Origin of the sequence: Streptomyces sp. NPDC088194, assembly GCF_040702025.1 — a bacterium.
Taxonomy (GTDB): Bacteria; Actinomycetota; Actinomycetes; order Streptomycetales; family Streptomycetaceae; genus Actinacidiphila.
Genome location: NZ_JBFBIV010000030.1, coordinates 37,321 through 49,697, shown reverse-complemented (window position 1 = coordinate 49,697; position 12,377 = coordinate 37,321). Strand labels below are relative to the sequence as shown.

Here is a 12,377-nt window from a genome sequence, read left to right as displayed (position 1 = left end):
CGGGCGGTCCGGGTTTGCGGGTGGTGACGCGGGCAAGGCGAGCCCGCGAGGGAAGGGAGGCCCGACATGTCGACAGGAGCCGTCATCGCGATCGTGGTGGCAGTCCTCGTAGTGATCGCTGTCGTCGTCGTATGGAGCATGTACGGCGGCACACCCGGCACCGGCCGTCTCAAGCACCGGTTCGGACCCGAGTACGACCGGGTGCTCGCCCGGCACGAGGGCGACACCAAGGCGACCGACAAGGAGTTGGCGGACCGCGTCAAGCGGTACGGCGACCTCGACCGGCGGCCGCTGTCCGAGGCCGACCGCGCGCAGTACGCGCAGCGCTGGCAGGCCGTGCAGGCACAGTTCGTCGAGGACCCCGCGGGGGCGCTGGGCGCGGCCGACCGGCTCGTCGGCCAGGTCGCCGCGAACCGGGGCTTCCCGGAGGCCGGTTCGCCCGAGCACTTCGACGCGCTGTCCGTCCACCACGGCACCCGGCTCCAGGGCTACCGCCGCGCCCACGCGCTGGCCGAGCACGCCAGTGCGGGCGGCGAGGGCGCCACGGAGGACCTGCGCCAGTCGCTGATCGGCGCACGGGAGCTCTTCGACGAGCTGACCGGAGCCGACGGCGGTACGTCCGCGGTCGCGCGGCCCGCGCAGGTGCCGGACGCACCCGAACCGACCGCGGAGCCCCGGGAACCCGCGGCGACCGCCGGCCCCGCCAGGACTGCTGAGTCCGCCGAGCCCGTCGAGCCCGCCGCGGGCGACGACGACGTACGCGAGGCCGACCGCGGGCACCACACGCTCGGGGGCCGCTTCGCCGCGCTCACCGGCAGTACCCGCAAGAGCGACGACCCCGGCCGCGGCGAGGCATGACCCCGCGACCGCCGGCACCCACGACCTTTCCGCACACCTGGAGGCGAAGACGATGACGCCGAACACCCCGCACGGCCGTACCGGGACCGAGACCGAGATCAGGACCGACGACGTGGACGAGACGAAGAGCGAGAGCGAGGGCAGGAACCCGACCGGGAAGTACGAGAAGCGCGACGCCGGGACGACGACCGGGACCGGGACGACGACCGGGACCACGACCGGGACCGTCACCGGTACGGGCGCAGAGCGGAGCGAGACCGTGCCCGACGAGGCCGGGCCGCCCCCCGCGAGCTCGTCGGCGGAGCCGACCGGGCGGACCGCGCCTGACCGGCCGACCGAGCCGAAGCACCCCGCGACCGCGACCACGGCCACTCCCGCTGCCCCCGCCACTCTCGATACCCCCGCCACTCCCGCCGGCGACGGCGGTCTGAGCGAGCGGATGGAGCACGCCGTGGGCGGCTTCGTGGACGACCCGAGGGGCGCCGTACGCGAGGCCGAGACCGTGCTCGACGAGGCGGCCCAGCGGCTCACCCGCATGCTGGAGCAGCGCCGCGAGTCGCTGCGGGCGAGCGTGCACGGCGGATCGGAGCCGGACACCGAGGAGTTGCGGGTCGCCCTCACCCACTACCGCGACATGACCCGCAAGTTGCTCGACTTCGCGTAGCCGCCCCGCCCCGCGCTCGGCGCGGCCCTTTCCCCGCACCCCGGTCAGGGGCGCGGGGAAACCGCGCGGGCGGCATCGCGCCCGCAGGCGGTCCTCACCCCACGGAACGCTGCACCCGGGCGGGTCCGGCCACCGAAGCCGTCGAGGTCGGCGCGGCTTTGAGGAAGCGCAGGAACCGTGCCAGGTCCTTGCGTGTGGTGGTCAGCACCACGGTCGGATTGTCGCTCTCGCGGAGGAGGACCGCGCCCCCGTGGGCGGTCAACTCGACACAGTCCCCGCTGTCTTGCGAGTACGTGGACTTCTGCCAAGCCAGGGGCGCGGTCATGGGATGAGGGCCCTTTCAGAGGTTCAGAGGTCTCGGGAGATGGAGTGCATGAAGTCGCGTGACTTTTCCCGGTCCAGCGCCACCTTCGTGAGGATCTCGAACCGGTTGAGGTAGTTGGCGAGTTGCGTGGCCGCGTGCAGCAGGATCACCCCGTGTGCGGAGTCGATCTGCACGGTGTCCAGCTGGGGGACGGTCCCGCTCGCGTAGAGCATCGCGTGACTGGAGCCGACGTGGCCCTCGGAGGCGAACGGAATGACCCGCACGCTTATCTGCGGCAGCCGGCTCAGCTCCTGGATGTGTTCCAGTTGGGCCTTCGCCACCTTCGCCCCGCCGAACCGCATCCGCAGCGCCGCCTCGTGGACCAGCGCTTCGTACGGCGGAGCGGCCTCGCGGTGCAGGACGTTGGCGCGTTCCATCCGGTGGGCGACCCACGCCTCCAACTCGTTGGCGGGCAGCGGGGGGACCGCGTGGCCGACCACGGCCCTGGCGTACGCCTCGGTCTGGAGCAGTCCGGGGATGTGGCTGACCTGGAGCGGGCGCAGGTGGACGGCGTAGTGCTCCATCTCGGAGATGTCGAGCATGCCGGCCGGCACCACCCCGCGGTACGCCTCCCACCAGCCCTTGCGGCCATGGCCGTTGGCCATGCCGACGAGGGCGTCGATCAGCGCGGCGTCTCCGCATTCGTAGAACGCGGCGAGACGTCGTAACCGCTCCTCGCTGACACCGAGCCGACCCGCCTCGATGTGACTGACTTTCGCCGGGTCGGTGCCGAGCAGCCGCGCGGTGTCGCGGGCGGTGATCCCCGCGGCTTCCCGCATCTTCCTCAGCTCCGCGCCTAGGCGCTCCTGACGGGCGGTCGCGGTGCTTCTGAGCGGCATGGTGTCCCTTCTTGGTGCTGGTTCCGAGTGTGCCGTTCCGCTCTCGCGGGGTCCAGATCGTTTCTGGAAATTTCGGCGACAATGTTGCAGTGGTGCACTATTGCCCCATAATGCCTCGGTGGTGTTGCTCCCGCACAGTCAACTCCCTTGCTGAAGTGCTGCGTTGGGCGGGTGTGCCGGTAACGGGAGCGATCCTGACGCCCCTGTGGCGGGGCTGATCAATGCGGCGGAAGGGTCGGACGAGAAGGCGCGTTCACGCTGGGCGAACACCGAGGGCGTCCGTGAGGGAACGCACGGTGGCGGCCGTATGTCATGTGATCCGGCTGTCCGACATATGCGTTCCGCATGGCGATGAGGTGACAACGGTGACTTCTCCCGATTCCGCTCCCGTGCCAATCTCGGTCCCGTCACCGCGAAAAGGGGGGATCGATGGACAACCGCTACGAGGTCTTCTGCCTCACCGACCCGCACTTCTACGAGAGCCTGGACCGGCTGTCCGCGACGACCGGAAACGGAAACGGGAACGGGGCCGCGAACGGGAACGAGTCCGGGAACGGGTCCGGGAACGGGTCCGGTTCCGCGAACGGCGCCGGCCCGGGCACCGCCGGCGTACCGCTCTTCGACACCGCGCGGCGCCCCGTCCCCGACGGCTGGCACACCCTCCGCAACGGCGACTGGCTGCACCTCGATCCGCCGGCCGGCGAGCGGGCCTACCCCGCGCAGGGCTGGAAGGTGCACGCCTCGGCCACCCTGGAGTGCGCCGACAAGGTGGCCGCGAAGGTCTGGGACTACTGCGTGCCGCGGAACATCCCGTTCAAGTTCGTGCCCGGGCCGCAGCTGCTGCATCTGCGCAACTCCAAGTACGCCGGCCGCGACACCTCCGGGAAGTTCGTCACGATCTACCCGGCCGACGAGGAAGCGCTGCGGGTGGTCCTCGACGAGCTCGGCGCGCTGCTCGACGGCGAACCGGGACCGTACATCCTCACCGATCTGCGCTGGCGGCAGGGCCCGCTCTACGTCCGCTACGGCGCCTTCGCCAAGCGGTACTGCGTCGGCGGGCGCGGCACGCTGGTGCCGGCGGTCGAGGACGGCGAGGGGCGGCTGGTGCCCGACGACCGGTCGCCGGCCTTCCACGTGCCCGACTGGATCACCCTGCCGGACTTCCTCGCCCCGGAGCTGGCCGCGCGCAACGCCACCACCGTCGGCGACCTGCCGTACCGCATCGAGAAGGCCCTGCACTTCTCCAACGGCGGCGGTGTCTACGCCGGCACCGACACCCGCACCGGCGAGAAGGTCGTGCTCAAGGAGGGCCGCCCGCACGCCGGGCTGGCCTCCGACGGTGCCGACGCCGTCACCCGGCTGCGCCGCGAACGCGACGCGCTGCGGCGGCTGTCCGGACTCGGCGTCGCCCCCGAGATGCGCGACTGGTTCACCGTCGGCGACCACCGCTTCCTGGTGATGGACTTCGTCGAGGGCAAGCCGCTCAACTCCTACTTCGCGCACCGCCATCCGCTGCTGCGCCCCGACCCCGACCCGGCCGACGTCGCCGACTTCACCCGCTGGGCGCTGCGCATCCACGCCGGCGTCGAGGAGGCGGTGGCCGCGGTGCACTCGCGCGGGGTCGTCTTCAACGACCTGCACATGTTCAACATCATGGTCGCGCCCGACGACGAGACGGTGTCCCTGCTGGACTTCGAGGCCGCCGCGCGCGCCACCGACAACGGCCGCCAGGCCGTGGCCCACCCCGGCTTCGTCGCGCCACCCGACCGCCGCGGCACCGCCGTCGACCACTACGCCCTCGCCTGCCTGCGGTTGGCCCTCTTCCTCCCGGTCACCACGCTGTTCGCCATCGACCGCGGCAAGGCCGCGCACCTGGCGGAGGTGATCGGCCGCGAGTTCCCGGTGCCGGACTGGTACCTGGAGGAGGCGGTGGCCGAGATCACGAGGACCGCCGACGACGCGGCGGGCACCCGGAGCGCCGCCGTGGACGGCGCGGGACCCGGCGGAGCGGCCGGCCTCGGGGGAGCGGTGGGCGCCCGGCCGGTCAACGGCACCGACCTCCGCGCGAGTTCACCCTCGCCCGACCTGCACGTGCAGGTGGGGGAGCCCGAGCGCGGCGCCGGCACCGGCCGCACGGAACCGTCCGGCGCCCCCGGCTCCCGGCGCGCCTCCGGCGACCTCGGCGGAAGCGGCCTGCCCGCGGGCACCCGCCCGGGACCGCCGCGCCGCTACCTGCCCGCCGAGCCGCGCGACTGGATCACCGCACGCGACTCCATGGCCGCGGCGATCCTCGGCTCCGCCACCCCCGACCGCGAGGACCGCCTCTTCCCGGGCGACATCGCGCAGTTCTCCGACGGCGGCGGCCTCGGCATCGCCCACGGCGCCGCCGGCGTGCTGCACGCCTTGGACCAGGTCGGCCTGCCCCGCTACGACGAGGGCGAGCAGTGGCTGCTGGCCCGCACCGCGCACCTGCCGAACGGCACCCCGCTGGGCCTGTACGACGGCGTCGCCGGCGTCGCGTACGTCCTCGAACAGCTCGGCCACACCGAACGCGCCCTCGCCCTGGTCCGCTCCCTGCTCGGCGAGAACTGGCAGCGCCTGTCGTCCGACCTCAGCGGCGGCCTGGCCGGAATCGGCCTGGTGCTCGACCACCTCGCCCATGCCACCGGCGAAACCGACCTGGGCGAGAGGGCGTTGGAGGCCGCCGGGATCGTCGCCGGACGGATCGCCGCCGAAGCCGAGCAGCTCGAACAGGCGCGACAGGCGCAGGGGTCCGGGTTGTTGCCGCACCAGGCCCAGCAGAGCCCGCAGGCCCAGCAGAGCCCGCAGGCCCAGCAGGGCTCGCAGCGCGGCGGCCCCCCGCGCCGGGCCGGCCTGATGCGCGGCGCCACCGGCCCCGCCCTGCTCTTCCTGCGGCTGTACGAGCGCACCGGCCTGCCCGCGCTGCTCGGCCACGCGGCCCGCGCGCTCGCGCTCGACCTCGACTCCTGCGTGGTCACCGCGAGCGGAAGCCTCGAAGTCGACGAGGGCTGGCGCACCATGCCCTACCTCGGCGGCGGCAGCGCCGGCATCGGACTGGTCCTCGACGACCTGCTCGGCCTGGCCGGTTCCGGTGACCTCGACGAGGCGGCCACCGCGCGCTTCGAGCAGGCCAGGACCGGCATCGTCCGGGCGGCCACCGCACGGCTGTACGCGCAGCCCGGGCTCTTCGTCGGCCGGGCCGGGATGATCCTGCACCTGGCCCGCACCACCGCACCGGGCGTCCCCGACGGCGCGCTCGCCGCGCAGATCGACGCGCTCGGCTGGTACGGCATGGCCTACCGCGGCGAACTCGCCTTCCCCGGCAACCAGATGATGCGGCTGTCCATGGACCTCGGCACCGGCACCGCGGGCTGCCTGCTCGCCCTCGGCGCCGCCAACGCGGGCCAGCACCCCACGCCCCGGCTGCCGTTCCTCCCCCCACCGCCCGCGTCCTGAACGCGGGCCCCACGAACCGGTCCGGGCAGCGACCCGGGCCGTGCCTCACCCTGCCGAATTCCTCGGCGACACCAATGGAAAGGAAACACCTGACATGGCCCTTCTCGACCTTCAGGACATGGAGCCCGCCGAGTACGGACACGGCGGCGAGAACGCCAGCTCGCTGAGCCTGCTGAGCTGCGTCAGCACGGTGAGCTTCCTCATCTGCCTGTGACGTCACGGCGGTTCGACCGGTGACCAAGCCCCGCCCCCCGCACCTGGGGGCGGGGCCCCGGCATGCCCGCCCCCGCGCCCGTCCCAGCCTTCGCCTTGGCACCCGTCTTCGGCCCCGCCTCGGCCCCCGCTCACCCGCACGCCGCCGCCCGCCGGAGGAGGAACGCATGGCCGACCCTGACGCGACGCCGCCGCCCCGCGTGGTGCGGCCCGCGACCCGCGGCAGCCGGGCCGCCGTCTGCGCGGTCGCGGTGCTCGCCGGGCTGTCCGTCGGGCTCGGCCTGCTGCTGCCCACCGCGCTCGGGCACGCCGTGGACCAGGTGCTGCGCGGGCGGGGCGGCGGGCGCTGGGTCTGGGGGTGCGCCGCGGTCGTCGCCGGTCAGGTGCTGGTCGGCGCCGCGAGCGACGTGCTCGCGGCCGTCTCCGGTGCCCGGGTCACCGCGGCGGTACGGCGCCGGGCGGTACGCCACGTGCTGGCCGCCCGGGTGACCGGAGGCGGCGACCTGGTGACCCGGCTGGTCGGCAACGCGGCCGACGCGGGCGGCGTGCCGGCCGCCGTCGCGACGTTGCCCGCCGCCATCGGCACCCCGCTCGGCGGCATCGTCGCCCTCTTCCTGACCGACCCGTGGCTGGCCGCGGCCTTCCTGCTCGGCGCCCCGCCCATGGCGCTGCTCGTCCACCGCTTCGCCCGTGCCTCCTCCGACAGCGTCGCCCGCTACCAGGACGCCCAGGGCCGGATCGCCGCCCGCCTGGTCGAGGCGATCGGCGGCGCCCGCACCATCGCCGCCGCCCGCACCGAGGAGCGCGAGGCCGCCCGGGTGCTGCGGCCGCTGCCCGAACTCAGCGCCCAGGGACACCGGATGTGGCGGGTCCAGGGCCGGGCCACCGCGCAGGCGGCCGTCCTCGTACCGCTGCTACAGATCCTCGTCCTCGCGGTCGGCGGACTGCGGCTGGCCCAGGGCGCGTTGACCGTCGGAGGGCTGCTCGCCGCATCCCGCTACGCGCTGCTCGCCACCGGAATCGGCTCGGTGGTCGGGCAGTTGGGCGCTCTCGTCCGCGGCCGGGCCGCCGCCCGCCGGATCGCCGGCGTGCTCGCGGTGCCCGCGCCCGCCCACGGCACGTCCCGGCTGCCGCAGGACGGCTCCGGCACGCTCGAAGTGCGGGGCGTCACCGTCACCCGCGGCGGCGAGACCGTCCTGGACCGGCTCGACCTCACCGTGCCCGGCGGCAGTTGCGTCGCCGTCGTCGGGCCGTCCGGCGCGGGCAAGTCCGTGCTGGCCGCACTCGCCGGACGGCTCACCGACCCCGACGAGGGCATCGTCCTGCTCGACGGCCGCCCGCTGTCCACCCTCAGCCGGCTCGAACTGCGCGACGCCGTCGGCTACGCCTTCGAGCGGCCGGTCCTGCTCGGCGACACCCTCGCCGACGCGATCGCCTTCGGGCCAGGGGAGTTGACGACCGAGACGGTCACCGGCGCTGCCCGCGCGGCCGGCGCCGACGGCTTCCTGCGGCGGCTGCCCGACGGTTACGCCACCCCGCGCGCCGCCGCCCCCCTGTCCGGCGGCGAGGTCCAACGCCTGGGCCTGGCACGGGCGTTCGCGCACGGCGGCCGGCTCCTCGTGCTCGACGACGCCACGTCGAGCCTCGACACCGTCACCGAACTCCACGTCGCCCACTCGCTGCTGCACGACCCGCTCGGCCGCACCCGCCTGCTCACCACCCACCGCGCCGCCACCGCCGCCCGCGCCGATCTCGTCGCCTGGCTCGACTCCGGCCGGCTGCGCGCCCTCGCCCCCCACCGCACCCTCTGGCAGGACCCGGCCTACCGCGCCCTGTTCGCGACGCCGTCCGACGACCCGGGTGGGTCGGTTGCCGCCGTGGCGGTTGGCGGGGAGGGGGAGTTGTGAGCGGGGACGGGGTGGTGCGGATGCGTGGGTATCTGCGGCGGCGGGCGTGGGGGCTGGGGGTGCTGGCCGGTTGGTCGGTGGTGGAGTCGGTGCAGACGTTCGTGGTGGGTTACGCCGTCGCGAAGGCGCTTGATGACGGGTTCCTGCGTGGGCGTGACGCGGCCGGGTTGTGGTGGCTCGCGCTGGCGGCGGTCGCGGTGCCGATCGGCGCGTACGGCACCGCGCGGGTCTTCCGCGGGCTGGCCGGACTGGTCGAGCCGCTGCGGGACACCCTCGTCACGCGGGTGGTGCGCGGCGGGCTGCGGGCCGCGGTGCGCGGGCGCGGCGCCGGAGACGGCGCCGTGGTCTCCCGGCTGACCCACCAGGTGGAGATCGCCAGGGACACGTTCGGCGGCCTGGTCCTGGTGCTGCGCTCGTTCGCCTTCACCGCGGCCGGCGCGCTCGCCGGGATGTGCGCGCTCGCCCCCGTGCTGCTGCTGATCGTGCTGCCGCCGCTGGCCGTCGGGGTCGCGCTGTTCGCGGCGGGCCTGCGCCCGCTGGCCCGACGGCAGCACGCCTACCTCGCCGCCGACGAGGCGCTCGCCGAGGAGTGCGGCGCCCTCGCCGGCGGCCTGCGCGACATCACCGCGTGCGGCGCGGAACCGCTGATGTCCGCCCGCGCCGACGCCCGCACGGCGACCGCGCTGGACACCGCCCGGGCGCTCGCCCGCTGGGGAGTGCTGCGCGCCGCCGCACTCGCCGTCGGCGGTCAACTTCCCGTGCTGCTCATGCTGGTGGCCGCGCCCTGGCTGATCCGCACCCACCGGCTCACCCCGGGCGACCTGCTGGGCGCGCTCACCTACCTCACCCAGTCCCTGCAACCGGCCCTCCAGAACCTCGTGCACACGCTGGGCGCGGCAGGCACCCGGCTCGGCGTCGTCCTGCGGCGGATCGGCGGCGACGCGGACCCGCTTCCCGCCACGGACCCGGTGGTGGAGCGCCCCGACGCACCCGGCTGCGTGCTGCACCTGCGCGAGGTGACCTTCGGCTACGGGCCCGGCGCGGAACCGGTCCTGCACGAACTGGAGTTGACGGTCGCGGCGGGCGAACACCTCGCCGTGGTCGGCCCGAGCGGCATCGGCAAGTCCACCCTGGCCGCCCTCGCGGCGGGCCTGCTGCGCCCCGACCGCGGCGACGTGCGGACCGCGGGCCGCCCCGCGCTCGTGCCGCAGGAGGCGTACGTCCTGACCGGGACGGTGCGGGAGAACCTGGCGTACCTGCGGCCCGGGCCGGGGGAGTCGGGGGACCCCGCGGAGCCGGATGCCCCGGGGGAGCCCGGGGACGGTGAACTGCTCGCCGCCGCGGACGTGGTGGGGGCCGGGCCGCTGGTGGCCGCGCTGGGCGGGCTGGACGCCGAGCTCGACCCGGCCCGGCTGTCCTCGGGCGAGCGGCAGTTGATCGCGCTGGCCCGAACGTATCTGTCCCCGGCGGGACTTGTGGTGCTGGACGAGGCGACCTGCCATCTCGACCCGGCCGCCGAGGCCGTCGCCGAGGAGGCGTTCGCCCGGCGGCCGGGCGGGACCCTGGTGGTGATCGCGCACCGGATCAGTTCGGCCCGGCGGGCCGGCCGGGTGCTCGTGCTGGACGGCACGCACGCGGTGTGCGGTACGCACGAGGACCTGCCGGCCCGCTCGGCGCTCTACCGGGACCTGGTGGGCGGCTGGTCCGAAGCCGAAGCCGAAGCCAACACCGAAGCCGAAGCCGACGCCGACGCCGAGCCCGAACGTGGCGTTGACGTCGAGTCCGACGCCGCCGCGGCGGCCGATCCCCAGGACGCGGCCGCCGCGGCCTCCTCACACCCAGCCGGCGACCTGCGAGATGCGGATCGCGTCCACCCGGTTGCGGGCCCCCGTCTTCCGGGTGATCGCGGCGAGGTAGTTGCGCACGGTGCCGTCGGACAGGTGCAGCCGGTGCGCGATCTCGGTGACCGGGGCGCCCTCGGCGCTCAGTGACAGCACGCTCAACTCCCGCCGGGTCAACGGCATCTCGGCCGCGTGCAGGAACTCCACCGCGAGCGACTCGTCGACGAACCGTTTCCCCTGGGCGGCCTGGCGGACGGCGGTGGGCAGCCGGTCGGCCGACCGGTCCTTGTTCACGAAGCCCAGGGCGTGTGCCTCATGGGCCCGGCGCAGGTCGCCCGGCTTTCCCGCCCCGGTGAGCACGACCAGCGCGCACCGGGCGCGGGCGAGCCCGCTGCCGGGGCCGACGGTGGCCGTGCCGTGCGTGGTGGGGTGGACCGGGCCGGACAGGCCGCTACCCCCGCTACTGGTGCCCCCGGCGCCGCTGTTCCCCGAACCGACCCCCGCACTACCGCCGTTCACCGGTCGGCCTCCTCCCCGCGCCCCCGACCCGCCGACGCCGCCCACCCCCGAGCCGCCGCCGGACCTGGACCCGAGGCCCGCCCCCGTTCCGGCGCCCGTGCCGAAGCCCGCGCCTCGCGCACCGCCCCTGCCGTGGACGGCGCTCGCGCCCGCGGTGGCGCGGCCCGGTCTGCCGAGCGCGCCGCTGAGCGGCCCGCCCGCTCCGCCGATGTGCCGCCGCCACCCCGTACAGTCCGCGTCGACCACGCAGACGTCCGGCCGTAAGTCCCGCGCGGACTCGGCCAGGCGCGGCCAGGCCGTGTCCGTCACCTCGAAGTCCGCCTCCCGGCCCAGCAGAGCCGCCAGTGCGGAGCGCAGCAGGCAGGTGTCATGGGCCACCAGTACACGTATCACCGGGCATTCCCCTCGCGTGGTCGCTTCGGTGCGCCGCCCTCGATCCCCCTGCGGGTGATGTCCGCGACCCCCGGGACGAACGCGAACCCATTCATACCCGGCGGATCACCCCGTGCGGGTGAACTTCACCTCCTGCCGGGTGCAGAGATGGAGTGGTGGGAGGCGCCAGGAGCGCGCGGTGCGCGGACGCGCGCCCTCCCATCGGAGTAATTCACCGTAGTCGAGCTGATACCGAACGTAGCGACGTGGTAGTGGTGCGCGCGGGGGCGTGGAGCGGTGGCCCGGAGCGGGGGCCCGGAGGTGTTGGCGCCCGCCCGCCGTCCGCCCCGGGGGCGCCGCCGTGCCGACCGTGCGGGAAGCCGCCGCGCGGTCGATCCGGGTCGCCGCGGTGCCGTCAGTTCGGCGTCGCCGCCATGTCGAGGAGGCCGCAGGCCGTGCGGATGTCCTCCGTCACCTCGGCGACCGAGGCACGGCCCGAGATCCAGCCGACCAGGGCCGCGTGCCAGGTGTGCTCGATCACCCGGACGGCCGAGAGCAGCTCGGCCGGGAGTTCGGCCGGAAGCCCGGCCGGAAGTCCGGCCGGGAGTCCGGACGCCGGGTGCGCCCCGCCCGTGCCGGGTTCCCCGGTGCCGTCCCCGCCCTGCTGCGGCGTCCCCGGTCGGCCCATCGCCTCCACGATGATCGAGGTGGTCAGCCGGGACACCGTGTCGACCTGGGCGCGTACCGAGCGGTCGGCGAAGATCATCGCCCGGAACATCGCGTCGGCGATCAGCGGCTCGCGCTGGAGCGCGCGGAAGGCCCGCAGCAGGGTGTCGGCGACGCGGTCGCCCGGAGCGGACGCGGACGGCGGGCGGGTGCGCAGCGCCGTCTGCAACTGGCCGAGCTGGTCCTCCATGACCGCCACCAACAGGTGGATCTTGGACGGGAAGTAGCGGTAGAGGGTGCCCAGGGCGACCTCGGACAGCTCGGCGACCTCCCGCATCTGCACCGCGTCGAAGCCGCCGCCGCAGGCCAGCTCGGTGCTGGCGGCGAGGATGCGGTTGCGCCGGGCCTCCTGCCGCGCGGTCAGAGCCGAGGCCGGTGGTCTGGGGTGTGCGCTCATCCGTACTGTCCTCTGCCGTGCCGGTGTCGTACCTGTGCCGTACCTCGGGGTGGTGCCTGCGGGGGTGCCGTCGGCCTGCCGGCGCGGGTCCGGGCGGGAGCCGGTTCGCGTGCCGCGCGCCCCGGCTCATGGTGTGTGCATGATGGCAGCCGGGTGCGAGGGGCCGAACCAGCCCCCTGTACGATCCAGTCTGAAACTTG

9 protein-coding genes and 1 pseudogene are annotated in these 12,377 nt (G+C 74.8%); 6 read left to right on the top strand and 4 right to left on the bottom strand.

Features of this window, described 5'->3' with window-relative positions:
• Positions 1-66: 66 nt before the first annotated feature.
• Together AB0399_RS18595 and AB0399_RS18590 are read left to right on the top strand one after the other, a co-directional pair.
• Positions 67-858, top strand: coding sequence for a hypothetical protein (locus AB0399_RS18595; protein ID WP_366412039.1), 792 nt, complete (start codon positions 67-69; stop codon positions 856-858).
• Between the two features lie 52 nt (positions 859-910).
• Positions 911-1,522, top strand: coding sequence for a hypothetical protein (locus AB0399_RS18590; RefSeq protein WP_366412038.1), 612 nt, complete (start codon positions 911-913; stop codon positions 1,520-1,522).
• A gap of 94 nt (positions 1,523-1,616) precedes the next feature.
• Here the strand turns inward: AB0399_RS18590 and AB0399_RS18585 are convergent, their stop codons facing one another.
• Together AB0399_RS18585 and AB0399_RS18580 are read right to left on the bottom strand one after the other, a co-directional pair.
• Positions 1,617-1,847, bottom strand: a complete 231-nt coding sequence (locus AB0399_RS18585) for a DUF397 domain-containing protein (protein ID WP_329369833.1) — start codon at positions 1,845-1,847, stop codon at positions 1,617-1,619.
• Positions 1,848-1,870: 23 nt separating this feature from the next.
• Positions 1,871-2,725 (bottom strand): helix-turn-helix transcriptional regulator, encoded by an 855-nt coding sequence (locus AB0399_RS18580; protein WP_328463581.1) that lies wholly within the window; start codon positions 2,723-2,725, stop codon positions 1,871-1,873.
• Between the two features lie 429 nt (positions 2,726-3,154).
• On the opposite strand from AB0399_RS18580, the gene lanKC reads away from it, so the two are divergent.
• From lanKC to AB0399_RS18560, 4 genes and pseudogenes are all read left to right on the top strand, one after another.
• Positions 3,155-6,202: a class III lanthionine synthetase LanKC gene (gene lanKC, locus AB0399_RS18575; RefSeq protein WP_366412037.1), complete on the top strand. Its 3,048-nt coding sequence runs from the start codon at positions 3,155-3,157 to the stop codon at positions 6,200-6,202.
• A 94-nt stretch (positions 6,203-6,296) separates the two neighbouring features.
• On the top strand, positions 6,297-6,416 hold the full coding sequence (locus AB0399_RS18570; RefSeq protein ID WP_366412036.1) for a SapB/AmfS family lanthipeptide: 120 nt from the start codon (positions 6,297-6,299) through the stop codon (positions 6,414-6,416).
• 166 nt (positions 6,417-6,582) lie between these two features.
• Entirely contained in the window at positions 6,583-8,322 is a 1,740-nt protein-coding gene (locus tag AB0399_RS18565; protein WP_366412035.1) for an ABC transporter ATP-binding protein, read from the top strand.
• Between the two features lie 20 nt (positions 8,323-8,342).
• Positions 8,343-9,806 (top strand): annotated as a pseudogene (locus AB0399_RS18560) (ABC transporter ATP-binding protein); the annotation flags it as partial.
• Positions 9,807-10,154: 348 nt separating this feature from the next.
• On the opposite strand, the gene AB0399_RS18555 reads toward AB0399_RS18560, so the two are convergent.
• Positions 10,155-11,075, bottom strand: coding sequence for a response regulator transcription factor (locus tag AB0399_RS18555; protein ID WP_366412034.1), 921 nt, complete (start codon positions 11,073-11,075; stop codon positions 10,155-10,157).
• Positions 11,076-11,469: 394 nt separating this feature from the next.
• Positions 11,470-12,177 (bottom strand): TetR family transcriptional regulator, encoded by a 708-nt coding sequence (locus tag AB0399_RS18550; protein ID WP_366412033.1) that lies wholly within the window; start codon positions 12,175-12,177, stop codon positions 11,470-11,472.
• Positions 12,178-12,377: the final 200 nt, after the last annotated feature.

Coding starts and splice junctions, on each gene's coding strand:
- AB0399_RS18580 (WP_328463581.1), bottom strand. CDS start 2,725: ATGCCGCTCAGAAGCACCGCGACCGCCCGTCAGGAGCGCCTAGGCGCG.
- AB0399_RS18570 (WP_366412036.1), top strand. CDS start 6,297: ATGGCCCTTCTCGACCTTCAGGACATGGAGCCCGCCGAGTACGGACAC.
- AB0399_RS18590 (WP_366412038.1), top strand. CDS start 911: ATGACGCCGAACACCCCGCACGGCCGTACCGGGACCGAGACCGAGATC.
- AB0399_RS18595 (WP_366412039.1), top strand. CDS start 67: ATGTCGACAGGAGCCGTCATCGCGATCGTGGTGGCAGTCCTCGTAGTG.
- AB0399_RS18565 (WP_366412035.1), top strand. CDS start 6,583: ATGGCCGACCCTGACGCGACGCCGCCGCCCCGCGTGGTGCGGCCCGCG.
- AB0399_RS18550 (WP_366412033.1), bottom strand. CDS start 12,177: ATGAGCGCACACCCCAGACCACCGGCCTCGGCTCTGACCGCGCGGCAG.
- lanKC (WP_366412037.1), top strand. CDS start 3,155: ATGGACAACCGCTACGAGGTCTTCTGCCTCACCGACCCGCACTTCTAC.
- AB0399_RS18585 (WP_329369833.1), bottom strand. CDS start 1,847: ATGACCGCGCCCCTGGCTTGGCAGAAGTCCACGTACTCGCAAGACAGC.